We start from the raw sequence: 17,945 nt of genomic DNA, 5'->3' as shown, positions 1-17,945 counted from the left end.
GCTCCTCCTTTGGGGGGTTTTGTTACGGTGCAGCAAGCGGTGAGCGGCAACCGATGGAACAAAGAATAGTTTCCAAATTCCTTCATGTCAACTATGTCATATGTATGAGTTGTATGAGTTATTCTCTGGTACATTCCAGTCATCCAGAGAAAGCACCAAGCCATGAGCAACCTACGAGATATCCCTCCGCCGGGCGGCGTCCTCTACAAGGACGTCAAACGGCATGTATTGCAGGCGCTGGCCGATGGCGAATGGAAGCCCGGCGAGGCGATCCCGTCGGAGAAGAAGCTGACCGAACGCTTCGGCGTGTCGATCGGCACGCTGCGCAAGGCCATCGACGAACTGGTGGCGGAAAGCCTGCTGATCCGGCATCAGGGGCGAGGCACCTTCGTGGCCACGCACCGGCGCGACGATCATTTCTTCCGCTTCTTCAAGGTGGCCCACCAGGACGGCCATCGCGGCTATCCGACCGTGGAGCTGGAGTCGTTCCGCAAGATCAAGGCGGACAAGAGCGTGTGCGCGTTGCTGGGGCTGGAGGCAGGCGCGCGGGCGTTCCAGTTGACCAACGTGCTGTCGCTGGACGAACGGCCGATGATGATCGACGAGATCGTGCTGCCGGAGCGGTTGTTTGCCGGGCTGACCGAGGCGCAGTTACGTAGCCGGCCAACTACGCTGTACAACTTCTACCAGGAGTCCTTCGGCGTCAATGTGATCCAGACCGAGGAGCGCCTGCGTTCGGTGCTGGCTACCGAGCGGGAGCAGGCCCTGCTCGGCGTGGCGCCGGGCGCGCCGCTGATGCGCATCCACCGCGTGGCATTCACCTACCACCGGCAGCCAGTGGAGTGGCGGGTGTCGACGCTGAACACGGCTGAGCACGAGTTCATTGTGTCGCAGATGCCGAAGGAAGAGAGCTGATCGGCCGTACGCCGCGCGGTATGGCGGTAACGGCTTAACCTCAAGGTCAGCTTCGAAGGCCGGTTTGCTCCCTCTCCCACGAGTGGGAGAGGGGGCGACAGCCGTCGTCATTCCAGACGGCTTTGGCGTATCCGGTCGGCTTCGGCCAACACCTCAGGTTTTTTTCGGCACCATCAGTGCGGCATGGCCGTGAAGTCCAGCGCGTTGGTCAGGTCGCCCATCGCCTTGCCCTTGCTGGCAAGCAGCGCGGTGTCGCGTTGCTGCAGGCCGGGCAGGGTCGGCAGGACGAAGCGGCGGGTGATGAAGCGCAGGGCCGAGGCCGTGTCGTATTGCGTATGGTCGACGAAGCCTTTCTTCGCGTACGGCGACACCAGGATGGCCGGGATACGCGTGCCAGGGCCCCAGCGGTCGCCGGTGGGCACTTGCGCGTGGTCGTAGAAGCCGCCGTTTTCGTCGTAGGTGACCAGGATCAGCATGTTCTTCCACTGCGGGCTCTTCTGCAATTGCGCGATCACGCTGGCGATATGGGCGTCGCCGTCAGTCACGCTCGCGTAGCCGGGGTGCTGGTTCAGGTTGCCCTGCGGCTTGTAGAACGCGACTGCCGGCAGGGTGCCTGCCGCGGCGTCCTGCAGGAACTGGCTGTCGAAGTCCTTCAGGTGCGCGCCGCGGTTGGCGGCCTGGGTGACCGGATCGAAGTTCGCGTAGTAGTTGAACGGCTGGTGGTGCGCCTGGAAGTTGGGCACCGTGTTGTTGTAGATGGCGGTCGGGTCCTGCGTGGCCTTGGCCCAGGCGCCGGCATACCATGCCCAGCTGATGCCGCGCGCGCTCAGCAGGTCGCCGATGGTGGTCTGGGTCTGCGGCGGCAGCGTGGTCGCCTTGGCGGGGTCGGCGTAGAGGCCAGTGGTATCGGTGGCGGCGGGCTTGTTGCCGCTCGGCTGGTAGTCCGGCTGCATGGTGTTGACGGCATAGAACATGCCGCTGGCGTCCTTGGGCGTCAGCGTGCTGTCGTTCAGGTACACCGCCTTGCCGGCGAGGACTGAGGCGGGATTGCCGGTGCCGGGCGTCAGGCGCGTGAAGTTGCCCTTGGCGTCGACATCGATCGCCGAGATCGAGCCCTTGGCGGGCGAGCTGGCGGCGTCGGCGTTCGGGTACTGCGGGGCGCAGGCACAGATCAGGTATTGGTGGTTCAGGAACGAGCCGCCGAAGGCACCCATGTAGAAGTTGTCGGCGAGCACGTATTGCTTGGCGATCTGCCACATGGCCATCTTGCTGCCATCGTAGTAGCCCATGGACAGGCCGCCGGCGTCCGAGAACGCGGCGTACTTGTCATTCTTGCCGCCGTTGATCTGCATCTGGTTGTTGTAGAAGCGGTGTACCAGGTCGCGCGTGGTGACGGATTGCGAGATTTCCACGCCGCTGCCGTTGATGCCGCCAGACGCAAGCGGGGTGTCGATCTGGAACGGCTTGTTTGCCCAGTTGGCGGTGCTGGCCTGTGGCAGCTGGACGGCTTGCCCTGCCGCGGTGAGCCCGCCCCAGGTCGGCGGCAGCACCGGCAGAATGGAGCCGTCGAAGTCCTTCTGCGGCTCGACGGTGCCGGTCGAAGCGGGGTTCACGCCGGGGATGCCGTTGGCGCCCGGGAACAGGCCGTAGAGATTGTCGAAGCCGCGGTTCTCGGCATAGATCACCACCACGGTCTTGATGTTGTCTAGGGCGACCCGCCTGGCGACGCCGTCGCGCAGCGCCTGGGCGATGTCGCCGCCGCCGGCGAGCGAGTCCGCGATCAGGTCGATGGTCTGGTCGATCTCCGCCTGCAGGGTCGCCTTGATGGTCTTGTCGGTTTCCTTGTTGTGGTCGGCGAGCAGCTTGTCCGCCGTCACCCCGATGCGTGCGGCCAGTCGTGCCTTGGCCGCGGTGAGGTCGCCGCCGTTGGTCTCCATGATGGAGACCAGCTCGGTCGTGATGGCGCTGATCACGCCGTTGGCGCCAGCCGGTGCGCGGAACACCAGCGGCCGGGTCACGGCGGCGTGGCCGCCGGCGTCGTCGTTGCGGAAGGCGTCACTGCCGATTTCCGCGGCGATCGCGCCCTGGCCGGCCAGATTGAAGGCGCCGTCCTTGCCGGTGTACGTGCTGGTTTCGCTGCTTTCGCACTTGCCATTATTGTTGGCATCGATGCAGACCTTGGCATGTTCGAAATAGCTGCCGGTCACGACGCCCGACGTAGTGATGGCCGCAGGCGTACTGGCGCTGCCGGAGTCGCTGCCACCGCAGGCAGCCATGGCCGCGGCAGCCACCGCCGCAAGGGGATAGAGTCTCAAAGTTCGGCGCATGGATTTTCCTGTTTGGTTTTTTGTGAGAAGGTTCTTGTCGGTCTTGTCGGTCTTGTCGGACTGCGGCGCGATTCTCGCGCTGCTCCATGTCAGATTGATGATGGCTGCCGGGCGGAAATCCGACGCAAGGCCGCGTCTGACACGCCAATGTCATGCGAGGGTGCTAGCTTGGCGGGCCATCCTTGAACACCTGTGCCTGGGCTGCCGCACCATCCACGCCCTCGCCGTGCCACCGTCCCGCAGAGATGCCACCGCGCTCCGGTTTGTCGCCAGTTCCTTCCCCGATCCTCCGATTCGCCGCAGGTGCCTTGCTGCTGGCGTTCGCGCTGACACTGCCGGCCTGTGGCAAGTCCGGGCAGGAAGCGGCGCCCGCGTCCGCGCCGCCCGTGGCCCGGGAGGCCCCCGCGCGGCCCGCCTATGCCGATGCGTTCTACACCCTGATGGCGACGCGCCGGCCCTCCGTGCCGGCGATGGCGGCGCTCGGCAAGGCGCTGTTCTTCGATCCCGCGCTATCCGCATCGGGCCGGCTCGCGTGCGCGAGTTGCCATAGCCCGGACCACGCCTACGGCCCCGGTAACGATCTTTCCGTGCAACTGGGCGGCACCGATATGCGGCGCACCGGCGCGCGCGCCGCGCCCTCGCTGCGCTATGTGCAGAACGTGCCATCGTTCTCAGAGCACTTCCACGAGAACGACGGCAACGACAGCGAAGACCAGGGCCCGACCGGCGGGCACAACTGGGACGGGCGGGCGGCTTCCACGCACGAGCAGGCGGGCATTCCGCTGCTGTCGCCCCATGAGATGGCGAACGCCGATGCCGCGGCGGTGGCGGCCAGGCTGCGCGGCGGCAAGCACGCGCAAACGTTCCGCGAGGTGTTCGGTGCCGATATCCTGGCGCGTGACGAGCTTGCCTTCAAGGCGGCGCTGATGGTGCTGGAGGTATTCCAGGAGACGCCGTCCGAGTTCTATCCCTACACCAGCAAATACGATGCGTTCCTGCGGCGGCAGGTCAGGCTGACCGAGCAGGAAGCGCGCGGCCTGCGCTTGTTCAACGATCCCGCCAAAGGCAACTGCGCGTCGTGCCATCCGAGCGCGATCAGCGCCGATGGCGTGTTTCCCGCCTTCAGCGACTTTGGCTTTATCGGGCTGGGCGTGCCGCGCAACCGCAAGCTGGCAGCCAACGCCGACCCTGCCTTCTTCGACCTGGGACTGTGCGGGCCGGATCGCACCGACCTGAAGGACCGGGCCGAGTACTGCGGCCTGTTCCGCACCCCGGGGCTGCGCAACGTGGCGCAGCGCAAGACCTTCTTCCACAACGGTGCTTTCCATTCGCTCGAAGACGTGCTGCGCTTCTATGTGGAACGGGACAGCCGGCCAGGCAAGTGGTACCCGCGCAAGGCCGACGGCAGCATCGACAAGTTCGACGACCTGCCCGCCCGATACCGCGAAAACGTCAATATGGAACCGCCGTTCGGCGGGGCGCCGGGCAGCAAGCCCGCCCTGTCGGAGGCCGAGATCCGCGATGTCATCGCGTTCCTGAAGACGCTCAGCGATGGCTACCGGATTCCTGCATCGCACTGAGGCATTTCGCCGCAACCGCCTGGCGCAGCGGAACAGCGATGCCCGCCGTCCACGACCGGCGGCATCATCCATCGCCGGTTGAACGCCGAAGACCGCGGCCGCGCGCTGGTTGCGCCCCGTGGCGTCCTCGCCAGCCGCTTCGGGACTTCTGTTTGCGTCATGTGTCCCCATTTCCTCCTGACACCGTGCTGTCAGGAGATGTCAGGGCCACACGTTGCCGCGCGGCACGCCGCCGCCCTTCGGGATACGATAGCGGCCTGACCGAACCAATGCCGCGCCTTTGAGGTGCGCGGTGCTGTGGGCAGTACCCGGCGCAGCGCCAGGCGGGCGCAACGGGATTGTCCGTCCGGCACCCGCGCCCGGCCCTCCGCCGCCCGCACGTCGCACCCCGCTCGCAAGCATTCCGCCAGCCACCCGCATCAAAAGGACGCAACCCATGTCATCCGGTGTCATCCGTATCCGCGGAGCCCGTCAGCACAATCTCAAGAATCTCGACCTCGACCTGCGCACCGGCGAAATGACCGTGGTGACCGGGCCGTCGGGCTCGGGCAAGTCGAGCCTGGTGTTCGATACGCTCTACGCCGAAGGGCAGCGGCGCTACGTCGAGACCTTCAGCGCCTACGCGCGCCAGTTCCTGGACCGGATGGACCGGCCGCAGGTGGACCGGGTCGACGGCGTGCCACCGGCCATCGCCATCGACCAGACCAACCCGGTGCGCAGCTCGCGCTCCACGGTCGGCACCATGACGGAGCTCAACGATCACCTGAAGCTGCTGTACGCGCGCGCCGCCGAGCTGTTCGACCGCCAGACCGCGCAGCCGGTGCGGCACGACTCGCCGGAGACCATCTACGCCGAGCTGCGGGCACGCGCCGCGCAGGCGCCGGACGGCGATCCCCGTCTGGTCGTGACCTTCCCGGTGGAACTGCCGGAAACCACTACGGACGCCGAGATCGAGCAGTGGCTGTCCGTCAGCGGCTATACGCGGGTGCAGGCGCAGCGCGTGGTGGCGTCGCCCACCGGGCCGCGCAAGGTGCTCGACGTGGTGGCCGACCGTTTCCGCCTCGGCAATACCGAGAAGGTACGGGCGCTGGAAGCCATCGAGGCCTCGCTCAAGCGCGGCAGCGGCCGGGTCAACGTCTATGTGCCCGACGCTGCCAATGAGGGCGCGGAGCCCCAGGTATGGCGCTTTTCCACCGGCCTGCATAGCCCGGAGAGCGATATCCGCTATGCCGATCCACAGCCGGCCTTGTTCTCCTTCAACTCCGCCTACGGCGCCTGCGAGACCTGCCGCGGCTTCGGCCGCGTGATCGGCGTGGATCTCGGGCTGGTGATTCCGGACGAGCGCAAGACGCTGCGCGGCGGCGCCATCAAGCCGATGCAGACGCCGGCCTGGAAGGAGTGCCAGGACGACTTGATGCGCTACGCCGCCAAGGCGGGCATCCCGCGCGACGTGGCCTGGTCCGGCCTGACCCCGGCCGAGCGGGCCTGGGTCATCGACGGCTCGCCGGACTGGAACGGCAAGTGGAATACGCACTGGTATGGCGTCAAGCGCTTCTTCGACTACCTGGAGTCGAAGGCGTACAAGATGCATATCCGCGTGCTGCTGTCCAAGTACCGCAGCTATACGCCGTGCGAGACTTGCGGCGGCGCGCGGCTCAAGACGGAGGCGCTGCTGTGGCGCCTGGGCAGCAAGCCGGGCGCCGACGCCGTGTGCGCGCCGGAAAAACGCTTCCTGCCGCGCGGCGTGGACTGGGACCGCACGCAGCTCGAAGCGCTGCCCGGCCTGACCGTGCATGACCTGATGCTGATGCCGATCGAGCGCATCCGCAGATTCTTCGACGAACTCACGCTGCCGAGCCTGATGCTCGACGACGCGCTCAAGCTGCTGCTGGCCGAGGTGCGCACGCGCCTGAAATACCTGTGCGACGTGGGCCTGGGCTACCTCACGCTGGACCGCCAGAGCCGCACGCTGTCTGGCGGCGAGGTGCAGCGCATCAACCTCACCACCGCGCTGGGCACTTCGCTGGTCAAGACGCTGTTCGTGCTCGACGAGCCGAGCATCGGCCTGCACCCGCGCGACCTGAACCGCATCGTCGAGGCCATGCATCGCCTGCGCGATGCCGGCAATACGCTGGTGGTGGTGGAGCATGATCCTTCGGTGATGCTCGCTGCCGACCGCCTGATCGACATGGGCCCCGGCCCGGGCGAGCGCGGGGGCAACATCATCTTCGACGGCACGCCGGCCGCTATCCGCGGTTCGGGCACGCTTACCGGCGAGTACCTTGCCGGGCACCGCCAGGTGACCGATCTCTCCCGCTGGGAACCGCGCGCGGTGGATGCCGCCACGCCGCGCATCGTGCTGGAAGGCGCGAGCGAGCACAACCTGCGCGACGTGACCGTGGAGATTCCGCTGCAGCGGCTGGTATGCGTGACCGGCGTGTCCGGTTCGGGCAAGTCCACGCTGCTGCAGGACGTGCTCTATCCCGCCATGGCGCGCCAGTTCGGCAAGTCCACGGATGCCCCCGGCGCCTTCCGCGGCCTGACCGGCGCGGAACAGGTGGCCGATGTGGTGTTCGTCGACCAGTCGCCCATCGGCAAGACCGCGCGCTCCAACCCGGCCAGCTATGTCGGCGCCTTCGACGAGATCCGCAAGCTGTTCGCCAAGGCGCCGATGGCGCTGCAGCGCAGCTATACCGCGGGCATGTTCAGCTTCAACTCCGGCGACGGGCGCTGCCCCACCTGCGGCGGCTCGGGCTTCGAGCACGTCGAGATGCAGTTCCTCTCCGACGTCTACCTGCGCTGCCCGGACTGCGATGGCCGGCGTTACCGCGCTGAAATCCTTGAAGTGAAGATCGAGCGCGCACTGCCGGGCGAAGCGCCGCGCGCGCTCAGCGTGGCCGATGTGCTTGAGCTGACCGTGAGYGAAGCCGTGGCGTATTTCGCCGGCGATGCGGCGGTGCTGCGTGTGCTGCAGCCGATCGTCGACGTGGGCCTGGAGTACGTCAAGCTGGGCCAGCCGGTGCCCACGCTGTCGGGCGGCGAGGCCCAGCGCCTGAAGCTGGCCGGCTACCTGGCCGAGACCGCGCAGGCAAGCAATACGCGCGTCAAGCCGATGCCGTACGAGTGCAAGCTGTTCATGTTCGACGAGCCCACCACCGGGCTGCACTTCGACGATATCGCCAAGCTGATGCGCGCCTTCGGCAAGCTGCTGGACGGTGGGCATTCGCTGATCGTGATCGAGCACAACCTCGACGTGGTGCGCGCCGCCGACTGGATCATCGACCTCGGTCCCGAGGGCGGCGACGCCGGCGGCGAAGTGCTGTGCGTGGGCACGCCGGAAGATGTCAAGCGCTGCGCGGACTCGCATACCGGCAAGGCGCTGCTGCAGTACGACCGCGCCGTGGGCCATGCCTTCGTGGCCGAAGATGCCGGCGTGCCGTTGCAGGCTGCCTTGCGCGCGGCGCGCGCGCGCCGCGCCATCGAGGGCGAGGACGTGGTGCGCATCGTCAACGCGCATGAGCACAACCTGAAGGCGCTCAACGTCGATATCCCGCACGGCAAGTTCAACGTCATCACGGGGGTGTCCGGCTCGGGCAAGTCCACGCTCGCGTTCGACATCCTGTTCCATGAAGGGCAGCGCCGCTACCTTGAATCGCTCAATGCCTATGCGCGCTCCATCGTGCAGCCCGCCGGGCGGCCGGAGGTGGATGCGGTGTRCGGCATCCCGCCCACGGTGGCCATCGAGCAGCGCCTGTCGCGCGGCGGCCGCAAGAGCACGGTGGCGACCACCTCCGAGGTCTGGCACTTCCTGCGGCTGATGTATGTGAAGCTGGGCATCCAGCATTGCATCCACGACGGCACGCCGGTCACCTCGCAAAGCCCCGAGTCCATCGCCGCGCAGCTGCTGCGCGACTACAAGGGCCAGCACGTTGGCCTGCTGGCGCCGCTGGTGGTCAACCGCAAGGGTGTCTATACCGACCTGGCCAAATGGGCCAAGGCGCGCGGCAATACGCACCTGCGTGTCGACGGCGAATTCCTGCCGGTGGACCCGTGGCCGCGCCTGGACCGTTTCCGCGAGCACACCATCGAGCTGCCGGTCGGCGACATCATCGTGTCCGCGGACAACGAAGCCGCGCTGCGCGCGATGCTGGGCCAGGCGCTGGAAGCCGGCAAGGGCGTGATGCACCTGCTGGCGCCGCTCGACGGCCTGCAGCACGCGATGGGCAACGGCGGCACCGCCCGCGTCGGCAGCACCACCGTGTTCTCGACCAAGCGCGCCTGCCCGGTGTGCAGCACCAGCTATCCCGAACTGGACCCGCGCCTGTTCTCCTACAACAGCAAGCACGGCTGGTGCACCAGCTGCGTCGGCACCGGCCTGACCCTCACGCGGGAGCAGCGCGCGGTCTACGACGATACCGTGATGGCCGACGACAATCGCGGGCGCGAGCAGACGCTGCCTTCCGAGCAGCAAGAGCCCGATGACGTGGCCGATACGCCGTGCGCGGATTGCGGCGGCACGCGGCTGAACCCGGTGGCGCGCGCGGTGACGTTCGACGCGCACCCCATCGTGGAAGTGGCGCAGTGGACGGTCTCCGATACGCACCGCTGGGTGCAGGGCCTGCGCCTCGCAGGCCGCGAAGGCGAGATCGCGCGCGACGTGGTGAGCGAGATCCGCAGCCGCCTGCAGTTCCTGGAAGAAGTCGGCCTGGGCTACCTCAGCCTGGACCGCGCCGCGCCCAGCCTCTCCGGCGGCGAGGCGCAGCGCATCCGGCTTGCGGCCCAGCTCGGCAGCAACCTGCAGGGTGTCTGCTACGTGCTCGACGAGCCCACCATCGGCCTGCATCCGCGCGACAACCAGATCCTGCTCGACGCGCTGCGCAAGCTCGGCGAGAAGGGCAATACGCTGGTGGTGGTGGAGCATGACGAGGACACCATCCGCCGCGCCGACCACATCATCGACATCGGCCCCGGCGCCGGCAAGCGCGGCGGCACGCTGGTGGCGGAGGGCGGCGTGGCCGCGCTGTCGGCCAGCCCGGACTCGCTGACCGGCCAGTTCCTGGCCCGGCCGATCCTGCATCCGCTGCAGCCGCGCCGCGCGGTGAAGCCGGAGGGCAAGGGCAGCGAGGCCGTGCCCGGGCGCTGGCTGACCGTGCATGGCGCCAAGCTGCACAACCTGCGCAACGTCACCGCCAGCATCCCGCTGGGGAGGCTGGTGGCCATCACCGGCGTCAGCGGTTCGGGCAAGTCCACGCTGGCGCGCGATGTGCTGATGGCCAACTTGCTCGACGCGGTGGGCCGTTCGGTCATGTCGTCGCCGGCCACGCGGCGCGCGCGCAAGGCGGCCGGCAGCGAGGCGCCCGCGCGCTCGCAGGCCACGGCACGCCCCGAGCCGCGCCGCAAGCTGGRGGTCACGCACGACTGGCAGGGCTGCGACAGCATCACCGGCTTTGAGAGCATCGACCGCGTGCTGGAAGTCGACCAGACCCCGATCGGCAAGACGCCGCGCTCTTGCCCGGCCACGTACATCGGCGTGTGGGACACCATCCGCAAGCTGTTCGCGCAGACGCTGGAAGCCAAGGCGCGCGGCTATTCCGCCTCGCGCTTTTCCTTCAACACCGGCGACGGCCGCTGCCCGGCCTGCGAAGGCCAGGGCGTGCGCACCATCGGCATGAGCTTCCTGCCCGATGTGAAGGTGCWKTGCGACGTCTGCCAYGGCCAGCGCTTCAACCCGGAAACGCTGGCGGTCACCTGGCGCGGCAAGAACATCGGCGACGTGCTGACGATGGAGATCGACGAGGCGGTGGCGTTCTTCTCCGCCATGTCCAATATCGCGCACCCGCTGCAGCTGATGAAGGATGTGGGCCTGGGCTACCTGACGCTGGGCCAGCCGTCGCCCACGCTGTCCGGCGGGGAGGCGCAGCGCATCAAGCTGGTGACCGAGCTGTCCAAGGTGCGCGACGACATCACGCGGCGCGGGCAGCAGGCGCCGCACACCCTGTACGTGCTGGACGAGCCGACTGTCGGACTGCATATGGCCGACGTGGCCAAGCTGATCCGCGTGCTGCACCGGCTGGCGGACGGTGGCCACAGCGTGGTGGTGATCGAGCACGACCTCGATGTGATCGCGGAAGCCGACTGGATCCTCGACCTGGGYCCCGAAGGCGGGGTGGCTGGCGGCGGCATCGTCGCGGCTACCGACCCGGAGGGGCTGGTGCGGGTGCGGGCCAGCCATACCGGCGCGGCGCTGGCGCCGGTGCTGGCGCGTGGCAAGCCGGCCGGCAAGGCGGCGGCCTGAGGCGTCCGGTGGCGCAAGATGGCCAGGCCGGCTCTCGCCGGCCTGCCGGAAAGCGAGGCCGCGGGCGGTTTTCACCCGGCGGCCCCGGTAGCTGAGACAATGACGGATTCAGCAACTGGTGGCCGCCGCCGGTCCTGCCGTTCGCCCATGAGTCGGGGCGGCCGGGCAGACCATGCGTCGCCGCCGTGTGACAGCGTGATCGAAAAGACTCTTTCTCCCATCCTGGCGGCGTTATGGCTCGGCCTGGCCAGTCCGGCCCTGCTGGCGGCACCCGCCGCCGCGTCGGACGCAAGCGGCGTGCGCGCGCCGGCCAAGGCCGGCACGCGCGCCGGCCGCACGCCGACATCGCAGGCCGCCCAGCAAGCCGCCAACGCGCCGTCAGTCAATCACGACCAATACGCACTGCGCCCCGAGCGCGACGTGCAGCCGCGCAGCAGCTTCGGCCTGCGCATGAAACCCGGCTGGCAGCAGCAGGACGATCCGGGCCGCTAGAGGGCGGCTCCCGGTCCGCTCCGGTGCTGCGATGCCGCGCATCGCATGCCACGCCAGCGCCGTGCTCAGCCCCTGGCAAGGATGCCATGGCGCACGGTCAGGTCGGGCGAACCTTCGATATGACGCAAATGTCCGGTGATCGGCGCGGTGGCGTCGGATGCAGGCGTGGTCAGTCGCGGCATTGACCCGCAAGGGTGCCTTTGCGGTACGCTTTCTCACCTGCCGCAAATCGGGCCGACTCTCACGGCATCCGGACCGGCATGACCCCCACACCACCAGGAGTCCAGATGTCCGTCAGCCCGACCGGCTTTGTGCCCGCCCCGGCCGCAGCCCGCGCCACCGTCCATGACCTGCGCGCTTCGCGCATCCGCGAGGTGGCTAACGCAGGCATCGGCCTGCCCGATGTGCTGCCCTTCTGGTTCGGCGAATCCGACCAGATCACGCCCGCCTTTATCCGCGATGCCGCTAGCCATGCGCTGGCCGGGGGCGCCACCTTCTACACGCACAATCTCGGCATCGCCCCGCTGCGCGGCGCGCTGGCCGAGTACGTCAGTGCGCTGCATGGTGCGACGGCGCCCGATAACGTGGTGGTCACCAGCGCGGGTGTCAACGCGCTGATGCTGGCGGCACAACTGGTGGCCGGGCCCGGCGACCGCGCCGTTGCGGTCACGCCGCTCTGGCCCAACCTGGTGGAGATTCCCAAGATTCTCGGCGCCGAGGTGGAAACCGTCTCGCTCGATTACGGCGCGCATGGCTGGACCCTGGACCTCGACAAGCTGCTGGCCGCGCTGACGCCCGAAACGCGCCTGTTGATGATCAACTCGCCCAACAATCCCACCGGCTGGGTGATGTCGCGCGCGGACCAGCAAGCGGTGCTGGCGCATTGCCGCCGCCACGGCATCTGGATCATTGCGGATGAAGTCTATGAGCGGCTGTACTACGGTACCGGCGATGGCGCCGTCGCGCCGTCCTTCCTGGATATCGCCAGCCGCGACGAGCGGGTGATCTGCGTGAACTCCTTCTCCAAGGCGTGGCTGATGACCGGCTGGCGCCTGGGCTGGATGGTGCTGCCGGCGGCGCTGACCGACGATCTCGGCAAGCTGGTCGAGTACAACACGTCGTGCGCGCCTTCCTTCGTGCAGGAAGCCGGCATCGTGGCGGTGCGCGAGGGCGAGGCTTTCACCCGCGAACTGGTCGGGCGGCTGCGCGCGGCGCGCGATCACCTGGTGGGTGCGCTGGCGGCCGTGCCGGGCGTGGATGTGCATGCGCCGGAAGGGGCGATGTATGTGTTCTTCCGGCTTGCGGGCGCGGGTGACAGTCTTGCGTTGTGCAAACAGCTGGTGCGCGAGGCTCGGCYGGGACTGGCGCCGGGGAGTGCGTTCGGCGAGGAGGGGGAGGGGTTTGTGCGCTGGTGCTATGCCTGCGATCCGGCGCGGCTGGACGAAGGCGTGCGGCGGTTGCGCGGGTTCCTGGGACGCTGAGCGGCTTCGCCGCGATATGGCGTGGTTGCGGGCACGATCCGCCAACCCGGCGCGAAGCGATCTGCCACGCTCCTTCTCGCGGGCGCCACCGGGCGTCGACTATCGCGCGGCTGACTCCTGCGGTTGCCACCAGCCGCCGCCCAGTGCCTGCAGCAGCGCCGCGGAATCGGTGAAACGGCTTGCGGTGGCCTGCGCCAGGGCGAGCGCAGCCTGCCGGTATTGCCGTTCGGCATCGAGCACGGCAAGCTGGCTGACTCCGCCAAGACGATACTGGCCCGACACCACGGCAAGCGTATCGGCCGCCTGCCTGGCGCTGTCGGCGCGTGCTTGCAGCGTGTTCGCATCCGCTTCCAGCGCGCGCAGTGCATCGGCCACTTCGCGCAGGCCCGTCAGCACCGTTTGCTGGTAGGCCGCCAGCGATTGCTCGTAGGCGGCCTCGGCGGCGCGCTTGCGCGCCACCAGCTCGCCGCCGCGGAACACCGGCTGCACCAGCCCCGCGGCCAGCGACCACACGTTGAGGCTGCCGAACAGGTCGCGCGCGGACAGGGACTGCGAACCGGCGTTGCCGGATAGCGTCAGCTGCGGATAGAGCTGCGCCGTGGCCACGCCGATGTTTGCCGATGCCTGGTGCAGCAGCGCTTCGGCCGCGCGGATGTCGGGGCGCCGTTGCGCCATCGTGGAGGGCAGGCTGAGCGGCAGCGTGGCGGGCAGCGTGAGATCGGCCAGGCGGAATTCGGGCAGGTCGGCACTGGCCGGCGCCTGTCCCAGGTACACCGCAAGCTGGTGGCGCGTGGCCGCGAGTTGTTGCGCGAGGCCTGGCAGCAGGGCCTGGCTCTGCGCCAGTTCGTTGCGCTGGCGCTGCACGTCGACCTCCGCCACGCCGCCGGCGCGCAGGCGCTGCCCCGCAATATCGAGCTGGCGCTGCTGGGCCCGCACGATGGCCTCGGTGTCGGCGATCTGCGCGCGCAAGCCGGCCTCGCGGATCGCGGCGGTGGCCACGTTGCCGGCCAGCGTCAGGCGCGCGGCTTCCAGTTCGAAACGCTGGTAGTCCACCGCCGCGCGCAAGCCCTCCAGCTCGCGCCGCTGGCCGCCGAACAGGTCGAGCGTGTAGGAGATTTCCACGCTGGCGCCATACAGCGTGAACGGCCCCGGACTGGGAAAGGCGGTAATGCCCAGCGAGTTGAAATTGACCTGCTCGCGGGTAGTGTTCAGCCTGGCGTCCACGCGCGGCAGCAAGCGCGCGCCGGTGGTGGCCGCCAGCTCCTGGCGCGCCTGCTCGATGCGGGCCTGTGCCTGCGCCAGCGTCGGGCTGGCGTCCAGCGCCGCGCGGATCGTGCGGTCCAGCGCCGGGCTGCGGAACAGCGCCCACCATTGCGCCGGCACGTCGCCGCCACTCTCCAGCACCTGCGCCTGGCCGTGCGGCACGTCGGCGGCGCTGGTGCGCTCCGGTTGCGTGCCGGCGGTGTAAGCCGGCACCGCGGGCGCGGCCGGCACGGTGAAATCGGGGCCGACCGCGCAGGCCGTCAGTGCGGCCGCCGCCAGCATGGCGAGGGCCGTGCGGTGCGAGGTGATCCGGCGTTGTGGCGAGGCTTGCATGGCAGGCTCCCTCAATCGAGCGTGCGGCGATAGAAACGCACCGCAATGGTCATGACGACTAGCGTGAACAGCGCCATCGGCCACACGTTCGGCCATAGCTCGGTCCAGCCGTTGCCCTTGAGCAGGATGCCGCGGACCAGGCGGTTGAAGTAGGTCATCGGCAATACGTTGCCGATGACCTGCGCCCAGCGCGGCATGCCCTGGAAGGGGAACATGAAGCCCGACAGCAGGATGTTCGGCAGGAAGTAGAAGAAGGTCAGCTGGACCGCCTGCAACTGGTTCTGCGCCAGCGAGGAGAGGGTGATGCCCACCGTCAGGTTGGCGGCGATAAAGAGCAGCGCCGACAGGTAGACCGCTACCACCGAGCCGACGAAGGGCACGCCAAATACCCAGCGCGCGGCCAGCAGGATGATGGTGGACTGGATCAGGCCGATGAAGATGTAGGGGATGATCTTGCCGGTGATCACCTCGAGCGGCCTGACCGGCGTGGCCAGCAGGTTCTCCATGGTGCCGCGCTCGCGCTCGCGGGTCATCGCCAGGCCCGTCATCATGACCATCGTCATGGTCAGGATCACCCCCATCAGGCCGGGGATGATGTTGTACTGCGTGAGGCCTTCCGGGTTGTAGAGCCGCTGCACCTGCACGTCGAAGGGCGGCTTGCCGCCTGCCAGGTGCGCCAGCGCGCCCTGCAGGTCCCTGTCCGCCACCGAGAGCGGCAGCTGCGACAGCGCGGAGATGGCCATGCCGGTGGCGGAAGGATCGGTGGCGTCCGCCTCGACCAGCAACGAGGGACGCTCGCCGCGCAGCAGCCGGCTGGTGAAATCGGCCGGGATGCTGAGCACGAACTGCACCTCGCCCTTCATCAGCGCCTCGCGCCCGGCGGCTTCGTCGGGCAGGGTGCGCACCACGTCGAAGTAGGTGGACGTCTGCATGGCGGCGACGAAGGTGCGGGTGAACTCGCTCTGGTCCGCGGCGATCACCGCGGTGGCCATGTGGCGCGGATCGCTGTTGATGGCGAAGCCGAACAACATCAGCTGGATGATCGGCAGCCCGACGATCATGCCGAAGGTCACGCGGTCGCGSCGCAGYTGCAGGAAYTCCTTSAGCACGATGCTCCACCAGCGGTCCAGGGAGAACGAGAAGCGGTCGCCGTTGCCGGCGCGCACGTTGCTTGCATTGCCGCGCTTCATGTCCTGGCCTCCTTGCGGCTGCCCTGGCCGGCGACGCGCATGTTGTCCTCGGCCTGGCTCATCATGTGGATGAAGACATCTTCCAGGCTGGTTTCGATCGGCTCGATCCGGTGCTGCGGGCCGGCGATGCGGCGCAGCGTGGCTTCAAGCGCCGGCGCGTCGTGCCCGGTGACATGCAGCGCGCTGCCGAACACCACGGTTTGCTCCACGCCGGGCGCGCCCTGCAACTGTTCCGACAGCGCGGAGAGCTGTTCGCCCAGCACGCTCCAGGTGACCAGCTTCTGGCTGGCGACCACTTCATTGGCCGTGCCCTGCGCCAGCAGTTTGCCGTAGGCGATGTAGGCCAGCTTGTGGCAGCGCTCGGCCTCGTCCATGTAATGCGTGCTGACGAGGACCGAGATGCCGCGGGCTGCGAGCTGGTGCAGTTGCGCCCAGAAATCGCGGCGCGCCTTGGGGTCGACCCCGGCGGTGGGTTCGTCGAGCAGCAGCAGTTCGGGCTCGTGCAACAGGCAGGCGGCCAGCGCCAGGCGCTGCTWCCAGCCGCCCGAAAGCGAGCCGGCCAGTTGCTGCGCGCGGCTGGCGAGGCCGAGGTCTTCGAGTGCCCGGTCCACGACCTCGCGGCGCCCTGGCATGCCGTACACGCGCGCCACGAAATCCAGGTTCTCGCGGATGGAGAGATCGTCCCAGTAGGAGAACTTCTGCGTCATATAGCCCACGCGCCGCTTGATCTCGGCGGTCTCGCGCAGGATGTCGTACCCCAGGCAGGTGCCGGAGCCGGAGTCCGGCGTCAGCAGCCCGCACATCATGCGGATCGAGGTGGTCTTGCCGCTGCCGTTGGGGCCGAGGAAGCCGAAGATCTCGCCGCGCGCCACCTGCAGGCTGAGGTTGTTGACCACGTGCTTGTCGCCGTAGTGCTTGTTGATGTCGTGCACGTCAATGGCCAGGCCGGTTGTTTCACCGGGCTGGCCGTTGCGCGGTGCGGTGTCGGCAAGGGGCGCGCTCATGGCCTTGCCACCTCGACCGGCTGGCCCGGATGGAGCTTCGGCGCATCGGCCGGCGCGGGACGTGCTTCCACCAGGAACACCAGCTTGCGGCGTGTTTCGTTGCTGTAGATCACCGGCGGCGTGTATTCGGCCTGGTTGGCGATGTAGCTGATGGTGGCCGCGACGGGCGCGGCGCAGCCATCGCAGCGCACGCGCACCGTCTCGCCCTGCTTGAGGGCGCCGACCACCGTCTCCGGCACGTAGAAGCGCACCTTCACGTTGCCCGGCGGCAGCAGCCGCACCACCGGGCTGCCGGCGGGCACCCAGTCGCCCAGGCGGAAGGGCGTGTCGTAGACCAGCCCGGCCTGCGTCGCGCCCACGGTCTTGCGCGACAGCTTCCACTCGGCCTGCGCTAGCGCAGCGCGCGCGGCGGCCACCTGGGCTTGCTGCGCGGCCTGCTGGGCGGTACGTCCCGGCAGCAGGGCCACGTCGATATCGCGCTGCAGTTCGCGCACGCGGGCGGCATCGGTCGCGGCGGTGGCGCGGCTGTCTTCCAGTTGCGCCAGCGCGATCCCGCCGATGGCGTACTGCGCCTCGTCGCGCTTGCGCTGCGCGGCGCTGCGTGCCGCGGCGGCCTGAGCCTGCGCGAGCTGCGCGCGGCTCACGTCCACTTCGGGCACGCGCTTGCCGGTTTGCAGGTCGGCCAGCTGCGACTCTGCCGCGCGCATCTGCTCCTCGGCCTGCTGGCGCGCCGCGCGTTCGTCCTCGGCTTCCAGCGCGAACAACGGCGCGCCGCTGGCGACCTGCTGGCCGCGCTGGACCGAGAGCCGGTCCAGGCGCCCGGCGAAGGGCGAGGCCACGCTGACGAATTCGCCTTCCACATAGCCTTGCCATGAAGGCGGCGCCTTTTCGCTGCAGGCACTCAGCAACGCGGCGCCGATGACCGCAGCCGGCGCGGCTGCCCGCCACGAGCGCGCGGCCCGGCGCGTGGCGGAGGCGGAAGGATCTTGGGAATGGTGGCGTGGCATACGGGCTCCGTGGCTGGCGGGCTGGATTCAGGCAGAGGGCGGCGGCGCGATCTGCGCC

The 17,945-nt window shown here is 68.6% G+C and carries 10 protein-coding genes; 5 read left to right on the top strand and 5 right to left on the bottom strand.

The features are described 5' to 3' along the window. Positions 1-162 precede the first annotated feature (162 nt). Positions 163-915: a GntR family transcriptional regulator gene (locus AC1DKD_RS06645; protein ID WP_276286526.1), complete on the top strand. Its 753-nt coding sequence runs from the start codon at positions 163-165 to the stop codon at positions 913-915. A gap of 173 nt (positions 916-1,088) precedes the next feature. Here the strand turns inward: AC1DKD_RS06645 and acpA are convergent, their stop codons facing one another. Beyond that, positions 1,089-3,242, bottom strand: coding sequence for an acid phosphatase (gene acpA, locus AC1DKD_RS06640; RefSeq protein ID WP_441627084.1), 2,154 nt, complete (start codon positions 3,240-3,242; stop codon positions 1,089-1,091). A gap of 245 nt (positions 3,243-3,487) precedes the next feature. Between acpA and AC1DKD_RS06635 the strand changes: the two genes are divergently transcribed. From AC1DKD_RS06635 to AC1DKD_RS06620, 4 genes are all read left to right on the top strand, one after another. Continuing rightward, a complete protein-coding gene (locus AC1DKD_RS06635; RefSeq protein ID WP_441627086.1) occupies positions 3,488-4,822 on the top strand; it encodes a cytochrome-c peroxidase in 1,335 nt (444 codons plus the stop codon). Between the two features lie 436 nt (positions 4,823-5,258). Next, on the top strand, positions 5,259-11,117 hold the full coding sequence (gene uvrA / locus AC1DKD_RS06630) for an excinuclease ABC subunit UvrA (protein WP_477143117.1): 5,859 nt from the start codon (positions 5,259-5,261) through the stop codon (positions 11,115-11,117). Between the two features lie 195 nt (positions 11,118-11,312). Beyond that, positions 11,313-11,609, top strand: coding sequence for a hypothetical protein (locus AC1DKD_RS06625; protein ID WP_477102601.1), 297 nt, complete (start codon positions 11,313-11,315; stop codon positions 11,607-11,609). 287 nt (positions 11,610-11,896) lie between these two features. Further along, positions 11,897-13,090, top strand: coding sequence for a pyridoxal phosphate-dependent aminotransferase (locus AC1DKD_RS06620; RefSeq protein WP_477143116.1), 1,194 nt, complete (start codon positions 11,897-11,899; stop codon positions 13,088-13,090). A gap of 99 nt (positions 13,091-13,189) precedes the next feature. On the opposite strand, the gene AC1DKD_RS06615 is transcribed toward AC1DKD_RS06620, so the two are convergent. From AC1DKD_RS06615 to AC1DKD_RS06600, 4 genes are read right to left on the bottom strand one after another with little or no spacing between them, the layout of a single operon-like run. Then, positions 13,190-14,686: an efflux transporter outer membrane subunit gene (locus AC1DKD_RS06615; protein ID WP_441636254.1), complete on the bottom strand. Its 1,497-nt coding sequence runs from the start codon at positions 14,684-14,686 to the stop codon at positions 13,190-13,192. A gap of 11 nt (positions 14,687-14,697) precedes the next feature. Next, a complete protein-coding gene (locus AC1DKD_RS06610) occupies positions 14,698-15,876 on the bottom strand; it encodes an ABC transporter permease (RefSeq protein WP_441636252.1) in 1,179 nt (392 codons plus the stop codon). Then, a complete protein-coding gene (locus AC1DKD_RS06605) occupies positions 15,873-16,880 on the bottom strand; it encodes an ABC transporter ATP-binding protein (RefSeq protein ID WP_477143115.1) in 1,008 nt (335 codons plus the stop codon). The genes AC1DKD_RS06610 and AC1DKD_RS06605 overlap by 4 nt, the downstream gene beginning before the upstream one ends. Next, on the bottom strand, positions 16,877-17,887 hold the full coding sequence (locus AC1DKD_RS06600) for an HlyD family secretion protein (RefSeq protein WP_441636248.1): 1,011 nt from the start codon (positions 17,885-17,887) through the stop codon (positions 16,877-16,879). The genes AC1DKD_RS06605 and AC1DKD_RS06600 overlap by 4 nt, the downstream gene beginning before the upstream one ends. Between the last annotated feature and the right edge of the window lie 58 nt (positions 17,888-17,945).

It is taken from the genome of Cupriavidus sp. 05T313, from assembly GCF_056396665.1.
Note: the sequence above shows the minus strand (reverse complement) of the source record. Positions and strands in the feature narration are given on the sequence as shown.

What these genes read in the sequence shown, in the direction of transcription:
- AC1DKD_RS06600 (WP_441636248.1), bottom strand. Translation starts at nt 17,887, where the DNA reads ATGCCACGCCACCATTCCCAAGATCCTTCCGCCTCCGCCACGCGCCGG.
- acpA (WP_441627084.1), bottom strand. Translation starts at nt 3,242, where the DNA reads ATGCGCCGAACTTTGAGACTCTATCCCCTTGCGGCGGTGGCTGCCGCG.
- AC1DKD_RS06645 (WP_276286526.1), top strand. Translation starts at nt 163, where the DNA reads ATGAGCAACCTACGAGATATCCCTCCGCCGGGCGGCGTCCTCTACAAG.
- AC1DKD_RS06635 (WP_441627086.1), top strand. Translation starts at nt 3,488, where the DNA reads ATGCCACCGCGCTCCGGTTTGTCGCCAGTTCCTTCCCCGATCCTCCGA.
- AC1DKD_RS06615 (WP_441636254.1), bottom strand. Translation starts at nt 14,686, where the DNA reads ATGCAAGCCTCGCCACAACGCCGGATCACCTCGCACCGCACGGCCCTC.